Source organism: Arthrobacter sp. PvP023 (genome assembly GCF_017832975.1).
Taxonomy (GTDB): domain Bacteria; phylum Actinomycetota; class Actinomycetes; order Actinomycetales; family Micrococcaceae; genus Arthrobacter.
In genome coordinates this window covers 2016236-2039527 of record NZ_JAFIBI010000001.1, presented here as the reverse complement: position 1 = coordinate 2039527, position 23292 = coordinate 2016236, and the positions used below count along the sequence as shown (strand labels likewise).

12 protein-coding genes and 2 pseudogenes are annotated in these 23292 nt (G+C 59.9%); 5 read left to right on the top strand and 9 right to left on the bottom strand.

Going from position 1 to position 23292, the window contains the following annotated elements:
- The first annotated feature begins 1 nt into the window (after nt 1).
- Nucleotides 2–676, top strand: coding sequence for a helicase associated domain-containing protein (locus tag JOE31_RS09325; protein WP_209743552.1), 675 nt, complete (start codon nt 2–4; stop codon nt 674–676).
- Between the two features lie 181 nt (nt 677–857).
- Nucleotides 858–1748, top strand: coding sequence for a general stress protein (locus JOE31_RS09320; protein WP_245199097.1), 891 nt, complete (start codon nt 858–860; stop codon nt 1746–1748).
- 190 nt (nt 1749–1938) lie between these two features.
- On the opposite strand, the gene JOE31_RS09315 is transcribed toward JOE31_RS09320, so the two are convergent.
- Nucleotides 1939–6795 carry a type ISP restriction/modification enzyme gene (locus JOE31_RS09315; RefSeq protein WP_245199095.1) on the bottom strand — a complete coding sequence of 1619 codons (4857 nt, stop codon included), beginning with the start codon at nt 6793–6795 and terminating at the stop codon, nt 1939–1941.
- Nucleotides 6796–7025: 230 nt separating this feature from the next.
- Between JOE31_RS09315 and JOE31_RS09310 the strand changes: the two genes are divergently transcribed.
- Together JOE31_RS09310 and JOE31_RS09305 are read left to right on the top strand one after the other, a co-directional pair.
- A complete protein-coding gene (locus JOE31_RS09310) occupies nt 7026–7631 on the top strand; it encodes a hypothetical protein (protein WP_209743550.1) in 606 nt (201 codons plus the stop codon).
- A complete protein-coding gene (locus tag JOE31_RS09305) occupies nt 7628–9097 on the top strand; it encodes a hypothetical protein (protein ID WP_209743548.1) in 1470 nt (489 codons plus the stop codon). Before JOE31_RS09310 ends, JOE31_RS09305 begins: the two co-directional genes overlap by 4 nt.
- Before the next feature lie 28 nt (nt 9098–9125).
- Here JOE31_RS09305 and JOE31_RS09300 read toward each other — a convergent pair whose 3' ends face one another.
- The 8 genes and pseudogenes from JOE31_RS09300 to JOE31_RS09270 all read right to left on the bottom strand — a co-directional run bounded on the left by JOE31_RS09300 (nt 9126) and on the right by JOE31_RS09270 (nt 20522).
- A complete protein-coding gene (locus tag JOE31_RS09300; RefSeq protein ID WP_209743546.1) occupies nt 9126–9731 on the bottom strand; it encodes a hypothetical protein in 606 nt (201 codons plus the stop codon).
- 134 nt (nt 9732–9865) lie between these two features.
- Nucleotides 9866–10153: pseudogene (locus JOE31_RS21910) on the bottom strand (hypothetical protein); the annotation flags it as partial.
- 1222 nt (nt 10154–11375) lie between these two features.
- On the bottom strand, nt 11376–13079 hold the full coding sequence (locus JOE31_RS09295) for a recombinase family protein (protein ID WP_209743544.1): 1704 nt from the start codon (nt 13077–13079) through the stop codon (nt 11376–11378).
- A 4-nt stretch (nt 13080–13083) separates the two neighbouring features.
- Nucleotides 13084–14001 (bottom strand): annotated as a pseudogene (locus JOE31_RS09290) (CpaF family protein); the annotation flags it as partial.
- 135 nt (nt 14002–14136) lie between these two features.
- Nucleotides 14137–15507: a glycosyltransferase family 39 protein gene (locus JOE31_RS09285; RefSeq protein ID WP_209743542.1), complete on the bottom strand. Its 1371-nt coding sequence runs from the start codon at nt 15505–15507 to the stop codon at nt 14137–14139.
- A 176-nt stretch (nt 15508–15683) separates the two neighbouring features.
- Nucleotides 15684–17831, bottom strand: coding sequence for an acyltransferase family protein (locus JOE31_RS09280; RefSeq protein WP_307864395.1), 2148 nt, complete (start codon nt 17829–17831; stop codon nt 15684–15686).
- Between the two features lie 279 nt (nt 17832–18110).
- The gene (locus JOE31_RS09275; protein ID WP_209743540.1) at nt 18111–19529 is read right to left on the bottom strand and encodes an oligosaccharide flippase family protein; all 1419 of its coding nucleotides are present in this window, start codon (nt 19527–19529) and stop codon (nt 18111–18113) included.
- Nucleotides 19530–20522: a glycosyltransferase family 2 protein gene (locus JOE31_RS09270; RefSeq protein WP_209743538.1), complete on the bottom strand. Its 993-nt coding sequence runs from the start codon at nt 20520–20522 to the stop codon at nt 19530–19532. It abuts the gene before it with no gap.
- A gap of 294 nt (nt 20523–20816) precedes the next feature.
- Here JOE31_RS09270 and JOE31_RS09265 point away from each other — a divergent pair, with 294 nt between their 5' ends.
- Nucleotides 20817–23126: a GH25 family lysozyme gene (locus JOE31_RS09265; RefSeq protein WP_209743536.1), complete on the top strand. Its 2310-nt coding sequence runs from the start codon at nt 20817–20819 to the stop codon at nt 23124–23126.
- The last annotated feature ends 166 nt before the right edge of the window (nt 23127–23292 follow it).

The following is a 23292-nucleotide window of genomic DNA, read 5'->3' as shown; positions in this document are numbered from 1 at the left end:
CATGCCCGAATACAAAAGGACGGCACCTCACTCGGAGTGGGTCCAGATGTACCGGCAAGGCCTCACAACCGCAAAAATCGCTGCCACTGCTGGTGCTGCCCAAAGCACCGTGCGCTACCATCTGGCCATCGCCATCACGGCGGAACCGTCCATCAGGGACGAGCACCGCAACGCAACCCGAGTGCCCCCGGTCACCCGCCTCACGTCAGGCGGGCTGCAAAACCTCACCGACACCATCGCCTTATACAGGGCCGAAGGCCGGCTGCCTTCGACGAAGTCCGCCTCACCAAGGGAACGTGCTCTCGCGACGTGGCTGACGAGACGACGCCAGGACCGAGATCGGGGCACCCTCGCTTCCACCTACAGCGACGGCCTCCAGGAAATCCCCGGTTGGGAACAGCGCACCCGCACATCCAATGACGAAGCCCGCTGGGTCCAACGCCTGCACGAGCTCACCGCCTACATGGCCGCCGGGAACGACTGGCCACGCCACAAGAAGACAGACACCGAAGAAGAACGGCTCCTTGGTATGTGGCTGCACATCCAACGCATGAAATACCGCCGCAAAGAACTGGACCAGGACAAAGAAATACAGCTGAACACGCGTCTACCTGGCTGGCCGGACGGCAGGACCCGCGGCCGACCACCGGGAGCGCGGAACGTCCGGCTTGGATAGGCGGCTCAGTCCTAGCCACTGATCACAGGCTCCCGGGCAACTCGACTTTGCTCCGCGGACGCCCGTCCTGCTGTTCGTTGCCGTGCGCATTCCCCGGCTCCGACGTACGGAAACGCCAATCATCGGCTGCACATTTAGCTGAATTCAGCACACAGTCACCTTTATGGGCAAGAATAGGTGTATGTCAAACATTTTTGGTGCTCCCAAGGCCGGCAACCCTAACGGGGCCGACGACGCCCGCATGGTTCCGGTCGGTGACACCGTCGGCTCGTACACCTCCTACCTGGATGCCCAGAAGGCGGTGGACTACCTCGCTGACCAGCAGTTCCCGGTCCAGATGGTTTCCATCGTGGGCAACGAACTCAAAATGGTGGAGCGGGTAACCGGCCGCCTCAGCTATCCCCGGGTGGCCCTCTCCGGCGCGCTCAGCGGTATGTGGTTCGGCTTGTTTGTCGGCGTGATGCTGTCCTTCTTTGCGCCCTCCCCGGGCTACTTCTCCATCCTGGCTTCGGTGCTGATGGGTGCTGCCTTCTTTATGCTGTTCGGCATCGTCACTTATGCCATGCAGCGCGGAAAGCGGGACTTCACCTCAACCAGCCAGGTTGTGGCCACCAGCTACGACGTCGTGGTGTCCGTTGAAGCCGCGCACGAGGCCCGCCGGCTCCTCCAGCAGCTGCCCATGACCCGCTCGGATGCGGCCGCTGCTCCCTACAGCGCGCAGGGGTATCAGGGCCAGCAGCACGGCCAGCCGGGTCAGGCGCAGCAGCCGGGTCAGGCACCCGCCCGTCCCGCGGGCTGGAACGACCCCTATGGCCAGCAGGGCGCCGGCGATCCGGCTTCTGGCACTCCGGGACAGGGCAGTAGTGCAGGAGAGCAGGGTGGCCACACAGAGAGTGCGCCCCAGCCCACCCAGGCGCCCGTCGCAGCGGTCCGCTACCCCGACCTTCCGGACGGCCGGCCCCAGTACGGGGTCCGCGTGACGGACCAGCCCGGGGCCGGCCGCGGAGCGCCGACCCAGGACCAAGCACACGGGCCCGCGGAAACCGAAGACAGGAACACTCCTAAGGAGTAGGACCGGCCCAATTGCAGCGAGATTCGAAGGGAAGTTCCGCCCGATGCCGGCGGAACTTCCCTTTCTGGTATCTCATGCGACCACGAGGACTCGGCGTCCCCGGCTTGGCCGGGCACGGCGGTGCTTACGTCATCTGTAGTCGGCGGTCATCAAGGTGGAGAATGGCACTATGGTTTGCAACCGGTAACTACTACTCAACGATCTCTAGGGCGGGCAGGTTAGCGACAATCATGACGGTCTCCACCGAAACGGTGACGATGCGTTTGATGAGCTCCACGATATAGCGGGGATTGCCGATTTCACGGCAGTAGTCGTTGGGGTCGTTCGTAATTTGTGAGTCCTTGTGTGTGGTCACCTGGTAGCGGTCCAGTATCCACTCAAGTGCAGATTTTCCATTGACTTGGTAGTTGAGAGCATTCTCGGGGATGCCGGACAGCGTAATGTGCCCGTTGTAGATGATTTTGGAGCGGTCCTTGCGTGCTCCAAAGGAAAGTTTCGTCACCCGATAGAATTCATACTGCTCCAGCAACGATCCAGGCTCAGCCACCGTTCGAGTCTCGTCCAAGCCATACGGTTCAACTGATTCGTAATTGAGATGAAGATCCGCCAATTGTCGGCCCGCCTTGCTGAAGCCCCAGAAGTCCGTGGCCTTGGGTACTCGAGGAAGCATCTTCATGAGGTCTGCTTTGTAATTCTCCCTGTATGCAGGGCTGTGCAGTAGGCCGTAGACGTAATAAAAGATATCTTCCTTGGCCACCTGCGGGTCTTCGTAGAAGCCGCGATAGGCGGCGAGCGTTGCGTCGGTGATGTTGTCTTTGCGCCGGTAGCCATCGACGATTGCCTCAGCATCAGTAAACAGGTCCACTTGGTCCTCGGAAGCCGGCTCGTACGTGTACAGGCTGAAGGCCTGACCAGTGTGGATCAAATGCAGGTTGGGGATTGAATCCACAATCATGGGTGAGAACTGTTTGGAGGCGCCCGGGCTGCTCATGAACAAGGCAATATTCGGCAGCCCTTCGGTCGGGAACATTGTCGGCAATTGATAGGTGCGTTCATTCATAGACTGGTGAAAGTACACAGCCTGACGGCAAAAGGGTCGATACAACCCATGACGAACACTGGCTAAGTAAAATTCGTGCTTTAGCCCGCGTTTAAGGTCATCGGCTAGGCCTCCGCCCCACGCAATCTTGGTGGGGTCATTGTCGACGGGCCCTCCGGCTAGACGCTGCGCCTCGTAGTTCGCGATCATGCGCCGCATGTTCGATTCCAGAGCTTTGCGGGAGAAGTTGTAGCACCAAGCATCGCGGCTGGTAGCCAAACCGCGAGAATAGTTCTCAAAAATACCGTCGGTGTTTGATTTGCCCTTTGTCGCTTTGTCTCCGAGCGGCTGGTACTTGTCGTAGTTCTCATCCCGATGGTTAATCCAGTCACCGTGATCGTTTGGAACGATCGTCTCCCAGTCAGTGCCTTCAAGCGATTGCTCTATCTCAAGGATATCGAGTTTCTGATCGCGCGTGAGATAGTCACCGATGTCCCGGTACTGGATATCGGCTGGCCCGACGCTGGAGGTTTTCTTTATGAGGATACAGATGGCTACTTGGGTGCGCGATCCGCTCCCGAATATTTTGCCCCCCTCCCTTCGGGATTGTTCTCCCGACGTCCTCTGATTTCCCCGAAGGTTGTAGACGAAGATGCGACTGAACTCGTTGACGAATGTTTTGCGGATGCCGTCCGCCGTATTGCCGTCGATAAAACTTCCGTTGGATACGAAGGCAATCACGCCATCTTCTTTGATCCGATTGGATGCCCAACGGATTCCGCGGATGTAGGAATCATAGAGACTATTTTTGTTGCTCCCTGTCGAGAGCTTCGCGTAGCTGTCGGCGATGGACGCATCCAGCAGCGGATATTTCTGGTTCTGATTGTTGTCGTTGGCGTTGGTCTGCCCGGCCGAATACGGCGGATTCATCACGATGACGCGGATGTTTTGGGTCTTCTGCCGTTTGACTCGCTCGGAGTTTTCCGGAAAGACAACGGAGTCGAAGGCGCCGTCGGTCTCATTGAGTTGGAAGGTGTCGGTCAGTGCGATGCCGTCGAACGGCACGTAACCGTGCTTGAGGCCATTCTTCGTAGATTCTTCGGCGAAGACTGTTTCGATGTTAATGGCGGCGATGTAGTAGCTGAGGAGGACGATCTCATTTGCGAACATCTCCTGGGTGTACTTGCGGTGCAGGTCCCTAGGCTTGATCAACCCGGACTGGAGAAGCCGCGTCACGAAGGTGCCGGTGCCGACAAAGGGTTCGAGGATGGAGACGCCCTCGTCCGAGAGGGATTTGCCGAACTCGAGTCGCAGGGCTGCATCCGCGGATCGCAGGATGTAGTCCACCACCGGAACCGGTGTGAAGACGATGCCGAGGCGGTCCGCGACGCGGGGGAAGGCGTTGCGGAAGAAGTTGTCGTACAGCTCCAGGATGATCTTCTGTTTGGCGGCGGCGTTGTCGATGGACTCCACCCGGGCGCGGACGGAGTCGTAGAACTTCTCGAGCCCGGCGCGTTCCTTCTCGAATGCAGAGTGGTCATCCAGCTGGTTCAGGATGTTCTGCATCGCCACCGAGACGGGGTTGTGATCGGTGAAGTTGGAATCCGTGAACATGGCGTCGAAGACGGGCTTGGTGACGAGGTGTTGGGCGAGCATTTCTACGGCCTGGGCCTGGTCAATCTCCGGATTCAGGTTCTCCTGCAGGCCCTGGATGAAGTCGTCAAAGGCTTTGCGGTGTTCCGGTTGCGCCTCCGTCAGCAGGGCGTTGATGAGTGTGATGTGTTTGCTTGCAATGTCTGCTATGTCTTTGGACCAGTCTTCCCAGTACATGCGGTTGCCGCACTTGTCGACGATCTTCGCGTAGACAGAATCCTTCCACTCCCCCACCGGGAACTGCAGCGCCGGCTGCACATAAGTCTGTTCATCCTCGCCATCGTTGTCTCTACCGCCACCCGCGGCTCCCCCGCCGCCGGCATTACCGCCCACGTTCGTCCGGGTCTTCTTTTTCGGTGACAGGTCCACGGTGTCGACAAGGATGGATTCAGGCGCCTTGGCGTTGAGCTCGATCTGGTTGATCGCGGCGTCCATGCGTTCATCGTGGGCCCGGAGAGCCTGCAGGACCTGCCATACGACCTTGTAGCGGTTGTTGTCCCGCAGCGCCTCGGAGGTAGACATGCCTTCGGGGATAGCGATGGGCAGGATGATGTAGCCGAACTGCTTTCCCTTGGCGATACGCATCACCCGGCCGACGGCCTGGATGACGTCGACCATGGAATTGCGCGGGTTCAGGAACAAGACCGCGTCCAGGGACGGGACGTCCACGCCCTCGGTGAGGCAGCGGGCGTTGGTCAGGATCCTGCAGACGGGCTGATCTTCGGGGCCGTCGAGGTCTTCCTTGAGCCAGTCGAGCCGTTCAGCTCGGGTGATGGCGTTGAAGCCGCCGTCCACGTGCTTGACCTCGACCTTCAGGTCATCGGTGGGGTCATCGTTGTCCAGGTTGGCCAGGTGCACCCGGACCAGATCCGGGAATTCAGACTCGACAAGCTTGGAGGATTTGATGTCCCGGTTGAACGCCACCGCCCGTTTCATCGGCGCCAGGTCGTTGCCGAAGGACGTCTCGTGAGTGCCGGAGCGGCGCTTGGCGAGTCCGTTCCAGCAGCCGATGAGCTTGGCGACGTCGTCGATCTGCAGTTCCATATCTGAATCCGCCAGCTGGTCCTGGAAGCTGGAGACAACCTGGCTTTGTTCCACTCCGAGGACCAGGACCTTGTAATCAGTCAATAGTTTTTTCGTCACGGCTTCGCCGAAGCCGATCCGGTAGAACACCGGCCCGTACATGGTCTCATCGTCCATGGAACACAGGATCGCGTCCCGCTCGAGCGCCTTGTTCTTGGTGTCGTCGTTGAATAGCCGCGGGGTGGCCGTCATGTAGAGGCGCTTGGTGCCGGCGACGACGTCGTTGCGGTGAACTTTCACGAAGTGGGAATCCTCGGTGCCGGCCAGAGTGGCACCGGTGGTGCGGTGGGCTTCGTCGCAGATGATCAGGTCGAAGTCCGGCAGGCCGGCTTTCTGTGCCTGCGACACTGCCTCGATGGACTGATAGGTGGAAAAAACCACCGTCATTCCCTCGTCCAACTCGCGGGCGCCCATCGCTTCCAGCAGCGTGGATCCGTCTGTGGTGGCCGGGATCTGCAGGTCGTGGATGGCCACATCGGTGAAGTCCGAATTCTTCTGCCGACCGACCTTCGTGTCGGAGCAGACTGCGTAGGCGTGCATCGTCTGCGTGGTCTCGTCCGACCACTCCTTAAGCGACTGGGACATCAACGCCAAGGAGGGGACGAGGAACAGGATCCGGGCGTGGCCTTCCTGCTCAGCGACCCGTTCGGCGATCTTCAGGGCGGTGAAGGTCTTGCCGGTGCCGCAGGCCATGATCAGTTTGCCCCGGTGGCGGGTTTCAAAGCCCTTCAACGCGGCGTTGACCGCTTCGTGCTGGTGCGTGCGCAGCTGCTTCTTCTCATGAAGCCGGGGAGCCTTTGAAGGATCGGTCAGTTCGTAGGTAGCCCAGTCGATATTGGAATTCCGGAAGTCGGTCAGTCCGATGCGCTGGATAGGGAGGTGTTGATTGTCCAGCATCTCCTCCGCATTGCCTGACCAGTCCCGGCCGGTCGTGTCGACGATGAGCCGGTGTGTGAACGGCGCCTTTCCGGACGCGGAGATGAATGAATCAATGTCTTGCTTCTGAATCCGATGGCCCTCGGCGTAGAACTTGCACTGGATCGCGGTGAAGCCACCATCCTGACGCTCGCCCACCAGGTCGATGCCGTTGTCCTTCTTACCTGCACGGGCCGGCCAGTCCCTCCACAACCACACGTTCCGGTACTGCGGGGCCTGGACGCCGTCCTTCTCCAAGTACCGGCCAACGAGCTGCTCGAAGTAGTTCCCCTTCATCCGCTCGGAGTCCGCGAGGTCACGGTACGAATCGAGCAGTACATCGAACGTCGTTGCCAAAGAGAAAACCCCCAGAGAAGAGAAGCATGTGAATCCGGCGTAAACCGGTGCCTCTGATCATATGATCTTCTTGAAGCCGCTCCCGGCGCTGGATGTGGCTCGCAGCCATCCCCTGCTGTCAGACGGCGATGCATTTGATCCTCACAGTGGTCGTTTGACCTGCGTTAGGTGCACTCGACACTGGACCGTCGGACACCGGCCGCTCAGCCATTCTGGGATATTGTTCTGGCATGTCAGGGGAAGAAACACATGAGAAGGGTCGCGAAGGAGCACGGCGAGCCAAAGAATGGCTCGAGTCCACAACGCGCGTCAATGCATGTTGGGTAAACCCCGACAAGCTTGCTGTACGCAAGCTGACCTTCCCTTGGGCCGGCAGCGACCGCCAGCCCTTCTCGTACGACCTCGGCGGACTGCTAAGACGCGGAGACCTTGAAGGCCAAAACTTCTACGCCGAGGTAAAAAATTACAGAAATACTCGGAATCACCAGGCATCCGAGTATGAGGAGTATCTGGCCAAGAGCTACTGTGCCTATGTCTCCCGCCCTGAATATTGCGACAGCTTCATGTGGATCACGTGGCACCCATTCAGCTCTACAAAGTGGGAGCATCTGTGTTCAGCCGAGACGGTCTTTGAGGCTGTCGTCAAGCACCGCACTGACACCCTCGGCATTGCGGACGAGGCGGAGGCGGCGGCCGCGGTTGACCGCGTGATCTGCAAGGCTGTGGCGGACAGGCTCTGGCTCATCGTTTTGTCCGATAAGCAGGAGATGCTGACGGTTTCAGCCGAACATCGAGGTCTCATCGAGCAGCACGACACGGCAAGGGGTGTGAGGTGAAACCCAGCACGCAGCCAAGCTTCGCGGGTCAGATTCTGAGCGCCCTGGAGATCCGTTCGCCGCAGGACTCAATAAATGCGGTAAAGATCGCCGTGATCAAAGAGCTCGAAGCCCTCGACTCGTCCGTAAGCATCCATGACACTAGCTACTTCAACCACACTTTCGCGCCAGATCTCGTATTGAGTTGGCGAGAGAAAGCTGAACGACCTGTGTACCTGCGGTTCACCGATAACCTGGATGAACTTAGAGACGGGATGTCAAAGATTGATGTCCTGAACCCGATGTTCTTCGGTTTGACGAGCCCGCCGCCGGGCAACGATGAAGCATATGCCAGTTTGGAAAAGACGGCACAGCACAACCATGCGTTAGTGACAGACGCTGAAGGAGTTGACACCCTTATTGAGCGGCGGCAGTCGAATGCCGGGGTCAACTTGTTGAGCCAGGCGCTCACGCGCGGAGGAAAGGGCTTACTGGCTCGACCCCAAGTCGAAGAAGTGACGAGAGCGATATCGGACGGCTTCACCGGTGCTCTCGAAACAAGAAGCGATCCAACCCGTCTAGCTGTGGCTAGGATCGAGCAGTACCTGGACGAGCCTCAAGCTGCGCGCATGACGCGCGTTTTGCAGGCCGTGTGGGAGGGGAGCGAGGGGAGGCTGGACCAGTTCCCAGGGCCAGCTGATTTTTCTCGCATGCTGAACGATGATTCGCTTCAATACATCCTGGACGTCGTCGGTGCGGAGGACCCGGAGTTCTGGCGGCGGATCGGAAGGGCTCTTACAGTTACCCAGTTGTCGAACATGAATGTCACCGACACCAATGGGAAGGGATTCCAGCAGCTCGTAAACGCCAATCTCGACGTCATCAGATGCCGTGCCGCTGCCGTTAATTCGACGAACGCAACGCTGGGCTCAGAGGAAAAAAAGTTCCTTTGGTCGGTGCGAGGTGGGACGTTGGCCATCGAGGGGTCCGATTTCACAGCCTTTATCGGTGACCGCAAGGATGATGTCGATAATAGAGCCAATGGCCCTCAGATCGGGATAGCCGTCGACGTACTCTCCCGAAAATCTGTAGGCATGAAGGTCTCAGAGGTTACACTCCGAGATGGCGGTTCCGCCGTTCAGTTCATGTCTGATGAAGGTGTTGGACAAGACGGGCGACTTGCGACGATAGCTGCCGACCTATCTACCAGCAGCCGAGCCGAAAAGGCGGTGGTCCTCATTCCTGATGGACAACTTTCCCTCGACTTCAAGGAGGCGACGGCAACCGCAAAGACACGGAGCACACCTCTGATGGCCCATCTATTGGTGGCAGCGTTGCCGTTGCTTCACGAGTTCGCGGACGAAAGACTCGAGGCGCTGGAAGCATTTCTCCATGTCGAAGGGGCAACCGAATCTTCCGGCAATTCCGGCACCGTGGAGGACTTGCTGACGCTTTTGCTGGAAAGAACCTCAGAGGACCCTGAATGACGCAGGTTGGCCGTCTGAGAGTCTGCGGCTACGCTCCGTTTTGGTCGGGCTCTTTGCGCAGCCTCTCTCGTTCCTCTTTGTGCCACTCTTCCTGGGCTTTCCAAGATTCCTCTGCCATAGAGCACGCCTCCTGATAGGAATCATCGTAGGACTTGATGTGGTCCGGCGGGTCCGGAAGCGCTACATCCGTCAGGTACGCCGTGACATTGTCGCTGATCCAAGATTCCAGACGACGGGTGGTCGCAACGACGGCTTCGCCCTCGAGATGCTGGAATTCATGTGGGGCTGAGAGATAAGTCGCGGCCGATTTGATACGAGCTTGAAGTTCCAAGTTGGTTATGAGGCGGGCCGATCGTTCCAAGTCCACGATTCGAGCGTTGACGAGGTCTGTCCCCTCAGAGGAGAGCCAGAAGCCTGGCCATCCTCCTCCTTTGTGCGGATGATTCTCGGCCGTTTTTCGGATGTCATGCAGAATGGCCATTGATTCAGCAGCTGAATCCTCGGAGCGTCTGCGGACCTCTGCTCGCCTTTGGCGAGTAGCGGCACGGCTGGCTTGCCAGGAGCCGCCAAGAAATGACAGGCCGCCTCCGATGACAGCCCCGCAAGCGGCTGGAATGACGGCTGTCCAGTCCATAGAAGTTCCTCCAAATGCAGTGTTCGTTCAGTACCTCTCATCATGCATCAGCTTCCACTCAAACTCTGTTGAGAAACTCGCGGTGCATGGCAGTGCTTCCGGGTGGGGCGGACGGCGACGACGACCTGGATCTGTCATTCGTTTCGGAGCTGATAAGAGGGTGAGGGGCCGGTACCTTCTAGCGCAGACACGAAGTACAACCACTTTGTGAAATACGAACGTCCGAAGTGTTTGATAGCGCCTTCGTGGTACAACAGGCGGTAGGCCTCCTTGGGTCCGGCCGTACGGGCCGCCTGGGCGCCGGCTTCCAACCTCTCACTCGCGGATGCAGCGACTGGGAGGGGCGCTGGGGGGTGGCTCCTGTCGGCAATTTCAGTAAGTATCCAATGCGTTCGAACAGCGCCGCGGCCTGACGTCGTACCCCAGCCCCAAACATCGAGTCAGTGGACGGTCACCTCGGTCTGGGAGTTAGTCCAAGGTTGCGAGCACTTCCGGCCCGGCGTGCATCTGATCGAGCCACGGTTGGCGAAACCACCACCGAAAAGGCTCCTGCGGGGTTGGCTCTTCTTCAAGGAGGGTGAGGAGCGCCAAGGGTAGATCAATCGTCATAGTGCCATCCTGCCGTCTCTCGGCCTGATTTCACACCAGCGCCACAGAGCAGTTCTTATTAGTCAGCGGGGCCCAGTACGGTTGCTGCAGTCAGCAACGCACATCTTGCGAGAGCTGAGGCTGACGCCCTTTACCAGCGACCTACGACTACCAGGGTGTTGTCGCCTGATCCAGGCTGACAACCGAGCTTCGTCAACAAACGAAAAAACCCCGTGTAAAAACTGGGAACAGCGGGGTTCTAGCTGGTGGCTCCGACCGGCGCCGATCCGGTGACCTTTCGATTTACAGACGGACGGTCGCCCCGCACCGTCGGAGATATCGTTTTCCAGACGCCCCGTAGCTTTGGCAGGCAAGTCCCCGCCTTGGCCATATATGGCACAGTCAGCGAACGTTCGATATGACCGTAACGATCTGCGTGCGTCGCCAATTGGGCGCTCAAGCGCCCTCTGCGGCTCCGGGAGGGTTCGTATGCGCTGAGCAGCCGGTGCAGGGCGGCCAGTCCCTTGTAGGGGCGACTGAAGGCCGCACGGCCACGATGAACCTGAGCGCGCTCGAGGAACATCCATTTAGTAGCCACGTCTTGGAGATTTGGCGATCACACAAGGGGATACAGGAGATTGGCCACCTGTCAAGGTTTAATTTCGCTTAACTAGAAACCCCCGGAATATCGGGGATTCCGGCGGCTTAGCCTGTAGCGGTGGGGAGGCTCGATCTCCCGACCTCACTGGCCCCTTCCGAACGTCGCCAAGATCCCGCCCGTAGAACCGTGTCAGCCAGGCCGCCCCCCGTCGCATCGTCCTACTGCTGGTTCCTGCAATCGTTTCTACGCTCACGGCATGGATCGTTCGCCCGCGCAACGGGCCCCTTCCGCGAAGCCCGGGGGGGCGGCGGCGCCCACCTGATGAATAGCTCCCGGTGAGCGAGGGCCTACCAGTGCGGGGATAGGTTGGGAAAGGAGAAGGGCGCCTGCAGGCACCCTAAAGCCGGCCACTAAAGGGCAGGATGCCCGTCTCTCCCCGCTTAGCGAGAAGAATATTATGCATTTGCCCCCGAATCCCTGCGTTCTTTGCGCCTGCGCTCGATGAGCTGAGCCAGTCCGGGGTGCTGTTGGAGTAACTTTTCAAAGCTCTCACGGTTCTTGATCTGACGGTCGTAGACGCTTCCCCTACGGCTGGCACGAAACGACTCGAACCACTGCCGTAAACCTGGCCCCAGTGATACCCGCCCCATCGCGGCAATGTCCTCACTCGTAAGGACACGACGGGAATCGCCAGCTGGTTTGACGTAGACACAGACCGTATCGGGGTCAAAGACCCGGGCAGACCCCTCAGTATGAGGGTGCAGCACTACGTGAAAACGCGAACGGATGTAATCGCGGCGATCATCGATGGGAAGCGCCAGCCAGGCATTGAACCGCTGCTCAACAGTAAGTATTTCTCGGTCAAGCTTTGCCACGGGGTCCAAGCTTGCCGCCTGATCGAAGCCGAACTGAGCCATCCTTTCCTCTAACTCGGACCTACGACGCTGAATTGTTTCGTTGAACTCCCGCATCTGGCTGGCAGCAAGAACTCCTGACGCAAGCAAGCCTCCTGCTTCCTGCTCTCGAACGTGCAGGGCCTCAAGCTCGGCAGTGATGGACGTCCTCTCCGCGCGGGATACAGAACTCTCCGGCTCTGCCCTGTAGGCCTGAGCCATAGAACGGAACGCCCACATCTCCACCACCAAATCCACGAACTCTTCCCGCTTACCGACATGTCCTGAACCCTTGGCAGGACAGCGGTACACAGTGTGTTTTTGCTTATCACCCGTTACCGGATCGGCTCTGCCGTACACCGTGGCTGAACGAACCGCCTCCCCACAGTGGCAGAGGGCTATGCCGGATAGGAGGTGGGCAGCCTTGTTTGACTGCGAGCGCCGACGCTCAGGCATCTCAAGAATGGTTTTAACAGCGCGCCACACAGACTCGGAGACTATGGGCGGTATCTGGTCACGACTCAGAATCTCGCCACGGAACTCATAGAGCCCGGCGTTGCGTGGACGAAGCAGCGCTTGACGCAACTGTGCATACGCCCAAGGCAGGGCCGCTGTCGTGAGCAGCGGCTGACCATCCCACCCTTGGTCGTTCCACTGAGCGATGATTGCCCCCAGCGAGCGCCCCGCTAGGACATCTTCATGCGCCGCCGCAAGGGCTTCGGCCTCTCGCGGATTAAGCACAAGCCGCCCATCCACCACGTCCCACCCGAAAGGTCGTCGCCCTCCGGTCCAGCGGCCCTCTGAGGCAAGCTGCTGCGCCTTTGCTCTTGCACGGTCTCGCTTCGTCGCCGACTCGAATCTTGCCACCTGTCCCATAATGCCTGCTCGCAGCAGGCCGTCAGCTGTGGAGAGGTCAATCTCGCCGCCGGCCGTAACGGCATACGTGAGTATGGGTTTATCCGCCCGTTTCCCTTGGCAGATGTCTGCGTACTCCTCCAGCTCAATCGGGCGACGGTGGAGCCTATCCATACGCCAGCACAGAACTGCGTCGGCCTCCCGGGATCGTAGGCGGTCAAGCATGGCTGCGTAGGCCGGACGGGCCCGGCCGCTAAACGCCGAAGTAGCGTTGTCACTGAACACCTCCATGACATCCATATCGTTGCGAGCGGCATACTCCCTACAAGCCTCTTCTTGGCGCTGGATGCCAAGCCCTTCCGCTCCCCTGTCCTGGGATATGCGGGTGTAGATGAAAACGCGTTGGGTCACGTTACGATTCTACAGTGCACTGTGCGTGATGCAAGTCGGGGAGTCCCGAATTAAGCGCGATCAGCATGTCCAGACTTTCCGCTTCACGGACCTCTCCCACGACCAGGCGGTCCGGCCGCATCCTGAGGGCTTCCTTGACGAGCCTTCGCAGCGGAATCTCGCCCTCACCCTCCAGGTTGGGCTGCCGGCACTGCAATCCGACAACATCGCGCAACGGAAACTGCAGTTCAAAGATCTCCTCGACCGTAATGACGCGCTCCCGGGCGCCGATGCTGGCAGCCAGGCAGTTCAGCATGGTGGTCTTCCCGGCCTGCGTCGCACCGGAGACCAGGATATTGAGTCCGCTGGCTACTGCAGCGCCCAGGAACCGGGCGGCCTGCGGAGTCAGGGTGCCAAGCTCCACGAGATGTTCGAGCCGGCTGGCCTTGACCACGAACTTGCGGATGTTGACCGCCCAGTGGCGCCGCGTCACATCAGGAATGACGACGTGCAGGCGGGATCCGTCCGGGAGGGCCGCGTCCACAAACGGCGAAGACATATCAAGCCGGCGGCCCGAGCTTTTCAGCATGCGTTCCACGAGGTCCCGTACTTGCTGGTCCGAGAAACTGAGCGAGGTGAGCTCGGATTCGCCGTTGCGTGCCACGTAAATTTCGTTGGGTGCGTTGAGCCAGATTTCTTCGATGGTGGGGTCATCCAACAGCGGCTGCAACGCACCGAAACCGGCGACGGCGTCGTAGACATGCCGGCGGGCGGACTCCAGCGGGCCGATCGGCGGAAGCGGCCCCACCAGTGCGCGTTCGTCATAGTCGCTGACGGCTGCCTCGACCAGGCGCCTGACCTCGCCGGCCTGCCGCAAAGGGTCCAGGCCGCGGCGCCGGATCAGCTCGCGAACCTCGTCCTCCACGATTCGAACAGCATCCATGAGTTCCCCCAATTCGACTGCCGCCCCCGGCTGAGGCAGTACAACTGCGTTAAAGCTAAAGGAGCATGCACATGTCGGCCAAGTCATATTTTCGGTCTGTGGACAAATCCCTGATGGCGCTGAGTTGAGAGTGACCTATTTATAGCTGAACCTCGTGACCGTGGAGGAGGGTCCTGTCTGGCTCTCGGCGGCAAAATAACCCAGGTTTTCGAGGGCATCAGCCATCCCGGATTCACCGGACCTTTCAATAAGGATTACCGTGCGATATTGCCGAATCCGTTCCGCCGAAGTCTGTATGTCGAACCGTTGGTTGAATATCCTCTTCCACTGGACGGCCGTGATTCCAAGGGTGGGGTCGCCGAGTCCTGCAAATGCGTCAGGGTAGGCCTGGTACGCCAAGTCACTGGCCGGACTCATTACGAAGCAATCGCCGCGACTTCCCAACTTATCAACCGACTCCGCGATGAAACGGAAATCGTCCCCGCGGTCTCTCCCGAACTGTGTCCGTTGGCCTACGTATGACGGGAGCGAAATTAGGAGAAGCGCTACAGCTGCAGCCCCCGTGGCAACCTTGATCTGTCGCCAGGGCTTTTCCGACGCGACCGTTGCCAGTCTGGCGACGGGCGTGGCTGCCAGTAGCGCCATGGCAGGGAGCTCAAACGTCAGGTACCGAGGCAGGTAGTAGTTCCCCCCTGTCACCAGAGAGCCACAGATCACAGCTAGGGCGGGGAGGACCAGCCAAGGCAGTGCCAGGCGCACAAGAAACTGCCGCCGGCACAGCACAATGCCGGTTGGTACGGCCAACCACATGAAGGTTGCCAGTCCCACCATGGACCACTCCTCGCCCGGTGTGGGTGTAGGGACAATCTGACCGTTTTGGACGAAATAGCCGTCGGCGAAGAACTGCAGAAAGGTGAACTCGAACGGAAATGCCGGACCCACGTCTCGAATCCACGCGATCTGGAACTGCTGCCTGCTCGCGGCGATGCCGACCCATAACGCCGGAATGATCCACCCTGTGGAGCTGGCGAGCATCGACCGCCATTGGCCTCGCAGCCTCGCGTCGAGTACGACGGTCACGGCGTGTGCGCAGTACAGGAGTATGCAATAAAACGACAAACTGACTGTGCAGAACCCAATAGCGGCATAGCCAACCCATTTGGCTTTTCGCGGATGTTCGCGAAGCGAAACTAAGAGGTACGTCGCCGCCACGGCACCCAAAAGCGTCAATGCATAGGACCGGGCATCCGTCCCCGCATATTGCGTCCGCGGCATAACCACAAGGAACGTTGCGGCAAGAATGCCGAATGACGTGCTGGCCATCTTCCGACCAAGCTCCACAAGCAACACGGCAGCACAACTAATAGCTACCAGGCTGGGAAGGCGGAGCGCCACCTCTGAAAAACCGAACAGCCGGGTCCAGCCGAACATCAAGTAGTAGTAGGCCCCATGGACTGCGTCCACAGTCCCCAGCAGCGCCTGTAAGTCTGGGAATTCGCGCCTCACAGCGCTTACTGTAGCCGCCTCATCCGTCCAAAAGCTCGGCCGCCACAGGCCAATCCCGGAGTAGATAAAGGCCAGGAGTCCCATGGTCCAAGACCACTTGGAGAAGCCGGTTGCCGAATACTCCAGCGCGACAGGGCCGGGGCCTGTGCCCCGAAAACCGGATCGATGAAACCTACTCAGGATGGATTCACTTGGTTGAAGCGGTGCTCAAGCACGGGAGTCACTGACTTGATGTAGCTGCGCGAGGCATGGTCGGCGTCAAAAAAGACATGACTTCCGCCGATCGCCGCGTAGCAGCGGGTGTCGTCGCAGAACTGATCGGAAAGATCCAGTACGTGCACTTGGGCGCTTTTCATTGATTTGGCAGCTTCGGCCAGCGGGTCAGGGGGTAGCGCTTCCTGCTTTGGATTGGCACAGGCCAACGGAGTGTCCCGGTTCATCTGCAAACATTCTGCCGGGCTCTTCCGAAGAGTCAGCGGAGTGTCCCTGAGTACAAAGACGTTACTGCCGGCTCCAGTCCAAGCCTTTACGCGGTCATTTACAGCGTCCCGGTACTGGTCCAGCTGGGACCGGCCCGTACCGTCGTCGATCGTCTCCTTGGCAGCGAAAGACGAGAGGAATACATACTGCGGCCGCTCCTGCCGAATGCGATCGGACACGGCATTCGCCCATTGCCGGCAACGCTGTTGGTTGTTGGGGTCGCGGTTTTCCACGTCCATAAATGCAACACGGTCAACGTCCACAAGAGGACAGCCGCCCATGAGGCTCTCGCGAATCCGCCACTTGTGCTTTCTGGCCAGCTCGTAGACCGCCACTTTCCATTGCTCCGCGTGCGAGTCGCCAGCAAGCCACACCGTGGCGGTAGCTTTGCCGGGCGCCGCGAAATCGCAGTCCCGCAGAAGCTTCATGTCTTTGACCACGATAGGGTCCGGGGCCGGCGAGCACTCCGGAGTATCAAACCATGGCGCTTCACTCGGTCCGACGTTTGCAACCTCGGGCGGACCGTAGGGATCGGGGCAATCGGCACCGGCCGTCAGGCTGCCCGCTCCGTAACAACGCCCGCTCGCGATATTTTCAAGCTGGCGGTCAGCCTTCTGCTGCGCTGCCTGCGTCGCTATCAGGAGTGCTCCACACAGCGCCACACAAACTGCCATCGCCCCGGCCATGGCGATGAACGTCGACCTCACCGGCGAATTTGGCAAGAGTTTGACTCGGCCCGGATCTTCCACGAACTTCTTCGTGGCTGCGGCCAGAAGCAGCGCCGCCAGCAGGATTCCGCCCCGGTCAACGGTGGTAAGCGTTCTGTCCAGCAGCGCCGGGGAAAGGATGATCAACGGCCAATGCCACAAATATAGAGAGTAGGAAATGTCGCCGATGTACTGAACCGGCCGGGCAGCAAGGAAACCGTTCGGTGACCATCGCGGAGAGAACGGGCCGGAGGCTATGACCAAGATGGTTCCTGTTACGGGAACAAGCGCTGCATATCCAGGGAAGTACGTGGTCTCATCGAAGGTGAGGGCCGCATATGCAATCAGGGCGAACCCGACCCATTGGCCGATTCCCCGGAGGGCCAGTGATCTGGCACGGAGTGGTCCGGAAGAATCCCCCGCCACCATTAGGCCAACCAATGCTCCTGCCCCAAACTCCCAAACCCTTGCAGGGGTGACAAAGTACGCCTGGCTCCGGTTCGTGAACGTGCAGTAAATGCAGAAGATCAATGCCAGAAGACTGACAAGCGCCAAGCCCGAAATGATGATTCGGCGGGTATGCAACTGGAGCTTTCCAGCGAGGGCAAAAAGGCCAAGCAGGAGCAAGGGCCAGAAGAGGTAGAACTGCTCTTCCACCGATAACGACCAGAAATGCTGCACTGTTGAAGCGGCGTCGTTGTGAGCGGAGTAATCGATGGATTTCGCAGCCAATGCCCAGTTCTCGAAATAAAGGACCGAGGCAAACGTTTCCTGGACTATCACCGCCCAACGCGAAAATGGCAGGAATAGCCAAGCACCGACTAGACTGACTGTCGCAACCAGCAGCGATGCTGGCAGCAACCGCTTAGCCCTTCGTGCGTAAAAGGCCCCGAGGCGGATCGAACCTGAGCTGTTCAACTCGCGCCCGAGGTGTTGTGTGATCAAATAACCGGAGATCACGAAGAAAACGTCAACCCCCACGTACCCGCCGGGCATCCGACCCGCCCACAAGTGGTTGAAGACGACCAGCGAGACCGCAATAGCCCGTAGGGCTTGGATGTCCTTCCGGGTCGCAGTGGTTGCCAGTTCAGTGCGCCAACCTGCCCGCCTAGCCGTAGCCGCGACTTGATGCGCCACGCATTCTCCTTTTGCTCAGTGTTCGGCCGGAAGCGGGATGACATCAGGCACCATCTAATCGATTAGCTTTATGTTGGCCGGTGCGCTGCATACCCTACCGCGACACGCCAAGCGGCGTGCGGGATCACCCGCCAAAAATCGGAAGCAGGCCGGTCACGTGAGGGCCCGGCCCCGCATCACCGCACTCGAACCCTCGTGGGGGCAGGACTCTAGCACTGCCAGCCGATTCTACCCGTATGCTCCGCCACCTAGCGATTCAACCGAAGCCATATAGTTCGTCTAATGGCTCCGCAACCTTCTCAAGTAGAAGATTCCGGCCACGAGGCCTACTGCGCAGGTGGCAGTTGCACTCCCGATGCCCCAGCCGATGGAGTCCGGCAACAGCAGCATCAGAAGAGTGACGCCGACTGCACCCGCCATCCCTTTGAGCATCAATACCAGGTCCACGAGCTTGCGGTCGTAGCTCCGGACCACCAGTGCGTAGACCACTCCAAGGAGGAGGTAGGCGACGACCTTGATCACTCCGACCAACAGGAGATTCCCGCCGCCAGCCGGGAAGAACGCTAGTCCCAGTCCGACGACTGCGATCACCGGAGTGACGACGGCCATGAGCCGCGTCTTCCCGATGGCAAACAACTGTGACGTGGAAATGAGGAAGACCACGTAGCCGTAGCCGAGAAGCGGCAGGACCCGCGCCAAAAGGAGGAGGACCGGCTCGGGATTGTTGACAAGCACGTGGGTAGCAAACACCGCCACGCCGCTGCCCCCCAGGGTCAGCATGAGGCCAATGAAGACCGCCTCCCGCTGCACCTTGGCGACCTGCCCTGTGCTGTCAATTCCCCGGTGGGAAAAAATAGTCGTCTGCCACACGTTGGAGAGGGCCATGATGACCGCGAGGGGACCCAACGCCAACGGCATCACTGCGTTGTAGCGTCCGACCAGTTCCTCGCCGCGAAGAACGGTGATGAGGATTGACTCACCCTGGAGCATCAAAACCAGCGCGATGCTATGCGGCAGGACCGGCAGGGACGTTCTCACTGCGGACCTGATGGATTCACGATATTTCAGTGGTGCCCCGGGCTTGCTGAGCGCAAGCCCCGCCAGCGAAGCCAGCAAAACGCACACGGCGAAACTCGCCATGTACACCGTCGCTGTGGGCGCGATTATCAGGATGGCTGCGAGGCCCGCGACGTGTCCCAACACAGTGGCTACGATCGTTATCACTACGAACGCCAGGGCTCGGTGCTGAGAACGCAAATAGGCGAGCGCCATTTGCGTAATGCCGTGGAGGCCGATTATTCCTATGGAAATCAGGTAAGCAGAGACATCGCCCAGGGACCCGGCAACGGACGCAATGACGGCGAACAGCAGACCAGCCACGCTGGCACCGACAATGCTGAGTCCGACGCCGAACCCGTTCAGGGAGCGCGCCCGCTCGGGTCCCCGATCAGGATCGAAGTACATCGTGCTGAGGACCATCGGGAGGCCCGCCGAGAGTGCAATCAGGCCAATCGAAATGAAGGACAGGGAGAAACTCACCTGTCCCCACTGTTGAGGGTCCAGCAAGCGTATGGCGAACGGCTGCACTGCTACGGCCCCAATGCCCTGGGCGACGGCGGCGACGAGATAGAGAAGACGGTGGTGTGATGGAACTGCCACCGGTGACGTCTCGCCGGTCAGCCGCGGTTCAGTAGTCATCTACTTGGCCATGTCGAAGGTCCGCCGGACATGCCAGAGATAGAGCTTGGCATACAGTGCCGGGAAGACTTTGATGAGCATTCCGGACAGGCCCAGGTGCGGCGCAGCCAATGTCACGTCAGCAAGATCCCTGAACGAGAGTTCCTCACGAACGTAGCGCACAATCCTGTCGACGCTGTGTTTAGGGCTCCCCGCAAACAGCCCGCCCGAAATGGTGAGGACACCCAGAAACGTCCGCAACGTGTTCCAGGAACGCTTCTTGATCTGGGACGCAAGCTCCGGGTTGAGCCCTGAACGGACGCAGTCCAGCGGACCTTCGACAAATGCCATCGAAGGTTCCTGGCTCCAGGTGAGCGACTGGGCTTGAACATGGTAGACGTACACCGGCGTGGGCACGATCCGGACTTGCCGGCTGTACGAGTAGGCAATGGAATTGACCACCAGGTCCTCGTACCGGACCAAGTGGTCGGGAAAGGAAAAATGATCGAAAAGCGAGCGGCGGTAGACCTTGGCATGAAGGAAGTTCCAGAGCTTCCCTTGCAGCGCGGCATCCACCGTCTCCAGCCCGGTCAGCAGACCCTGCGCGGAATCCGGCCGGGGATACCTGCGGCCCGCCGGAGTCTGCGCAACATGTGCGGCGACCACGATGTCGATACCGTCCGCCATGTTCGCTTCCATCGTTGCGAGGTAGTTGGGGAGCAGCTCGTCATCGCAGTCCAAGAACCCGACGAATTCGCCGACAGACCCGGCAATGCCAGCGTTCCTGGCGGCACTCGGGCCGCCGTTGCGCTCCTGCCTGATGAGCCGGATCCGGTTCTGCCCATCCGCTTGGACGAAAGCCTCAACCAGGTCACGGCTATTGTCCGCGGAGCAGTCATCCACGACCAGCAACTCCCAATCATCGCGATCCTGTGCCAGCACACTCCTGATGGCACGCTCCACCGTGGCGCCTCCGTTGTAAAGGGGCATCACGAAGCTGGTCCTGATAGGCATGGAGAGTCCTTACTTAGTGCTCACGGAACGGATCCCACGTAGGGTCGCCGGCCCTGCCGCAGCGTCCGCGGCAGCATGTCCACTCTACCGGTCGCAGCACTCAAGCTGCCGCGCAGACCCGCCACTATCGTCACTCCAGCAACCCTAGTAACACACGCAACAGGAGTGTTATCTTAGATCAGCTATTCGGGACCGTTGACATGGTCGACCTAACCGCCACTGCCCCCCCCGCTGATCCCGACGGTCACTCCGAGTTCGCACGGTCACCCGAGGGAGCCCGTTCCGGAGTTGCATATGAATAAGTTCAAGCGCCAAAAGCCAAGCTTGCACCCGGGAAGGGTGCGGCGCCGGCAGATCATGCCAGTGCTCACGGCAGCATGCGCGGCGGTGGTCGTCGGGGTAATGGGGAGCCTGATAACCACCCCATCCGCCACAGCGTCGCCGCTGCCATCACCGACTGCCACAGCTTCCTCTACGCCATCGCCTGCGGCCACGAACCAGACGACTACCAGCAAGGCACCCACTCTTCCGGCGCAACCTGAGTTCGCTGCAACGGCGATCGCGGCTCCAACCGCGACGGCGACGCAGACTGCCGCTGCGGCTCCGTCACCAACCGATGCCGCCACCAATCCGAATGCCGACCGTTCCGGCATCATGCCTCTTTCTCCTGCCGATGCTGCCGCGCTCGAAGCCGAAATGGGGCAGGGCGGCGGATACATGGGCGTCGGAACCCGGGCCGCCTCCGAACCGGGACCGGAATCTCCGCTGTCCGGCAGGACCACTTTGCTGTCCACAGAAGCTCTTAGCACCTGGAAGCCGGAAGGCATCCAGGGCGTGGATGTCAGCGGCTGGCAGACAGGCATCGACTGGGACGCACAGTTCAACCAGGGAGCCCGCTTTGCGTACGTCAAGGCCACGGAGAGCACCACCTACACAAATGACGAGTTCTCAAGTCAGTACTCAGGGTCGCGGAACGCAGGAATGATCCGCGGCGCCTACCACTTCGCCACACCGAGCACATCGTCCGGCGCTGACCAGGCACGGTATTTCGTGGCACACGGTGGCGGTTGGTCGGCGGACGGAATGACCCTACCGCCGCTTCTGGACATCGAATACAACCCTTACAGCACGCTGGGCAACCTTTGCTTCAACATGTCCCCGAGCCAGATGGTCAACTGGGTGCGGGACTTCTCAAACACAATGGTGGCGTTGACCGGGCGCAAGCCAGCAATCTACACCACTACAGATTGGTGGAGAACTTGCACAGGGAATAGCGGAAGCTTCGCCGACCATCCTCTACATCTGGCCAGCTACTCAACTAGCCCAGGAGTCCTGCCCAACGGTTGGACCTTCTACAGCATCTGGCAATATTCCCCCGACGGTCCCTATGTTGGCGATTCCAATGTGTGGAACGGCACCTATGCCAACCTCAAGGCCTTCGCTTACGGGCGGTCACTAGGCGCCGGCGAAGGTGCTATATCCACTTTGGCAGAAGACATGCCGCTTGGTGCGCCGCTGGGCACAGTCGTCTGCGGGATCAAGGACAATGGATGCTATCAAAGCTTCCGGAACGGCGAGATCCTCTGGTCCTCATCAACCGGGGCACGAACCACACGCGCCGGTGCCATTCGCTCGTTGTATCGTCTCGTAGGCGCCGAAAACAGCTCCTTGGGCTATCCCGGTAGCGGTGAACAGTGCGGGCTCAAGGCCGGCGGTTGTTACCAGATGTTCCAAGGCGGAGCCATCATGTGGTCCCCACAGACTGGTGCCCAAGTCTCCCGCTATGGAGCCATCCGCAATGCATGGGCCGCTAGCAATTTCGAGAACGGGGTCCTGGGATATCCATCCAGCGGGGAGATCTGCGGACTGAAGAACAACGGCTGCTACCAGGCCTACCAAAATGGCGCCATCCACTGGAGTGCCGACACTGGCGCCCGTCCCACCCGCAATGGCGCGATCCGAAGCGTCTGGGCCTCCATCGGATACGAAACAGGCGTGCTGGGCTACCCAACAGGTACTGAAACCTGCGGGCTCAAAGACGGGGGGTGTGTCCAGTCCTTCGAGAACGGACAGGTTCATTGGACTGCTGCAACCGGTGCGAACCTCACGCGCGGCGGTGCTATCCGTAGCCTTTGGCTTTCGACCCGTTCCGAAGAGGGAGTGTTGGGCTACCCCACCGGCACGGAGACCTGCGGACTCAAAGACGGGGGTTGCTACCAGTCCTTCCAGAACGGCCAGATCCACTGGACTGCGAAGACCGGGGCCCAGCTGACACGCAACGGTGCCATCCGGAATGTATGGGCTGGCACCGGATACCAGGACGGCGGCCTGGGATTCCCCACCGGCATCGAGACCTGCGGCCTCAAAGACGGAGGCTGCTACCAGTCCTTCCAGGGGGGCCAGATCCACTGGTCGCCTGCAACCGGAGCGCACCCCACGAGGGCCGGCGCAATTTCCAGCTACTGGGCACAGTCCGGCTGGGAAAACGGACCGCTCGGCTACCCGACGGGTACCGAAACGTGCAAATTAGGCGGCGAGTGCTATCAGCTGTTCCAGAATGGCACCCTGAAATGGACGCCGATAAATGGAGTAACTCGCAGCTGACCGCACCTCCGCAGCGGCCTGCGTCACCCACTCCAGTCATACCGACGACGGGCCGCCCCTCGGCGGTTACTAGGGGTCGTTGCAACACCCAATTTTATGGGAGCTGCAACGACCGTGTCGCCTTTAACGGAGAAGCCTGCTGGGCGGCGGAGAAAGGAGACAAGAC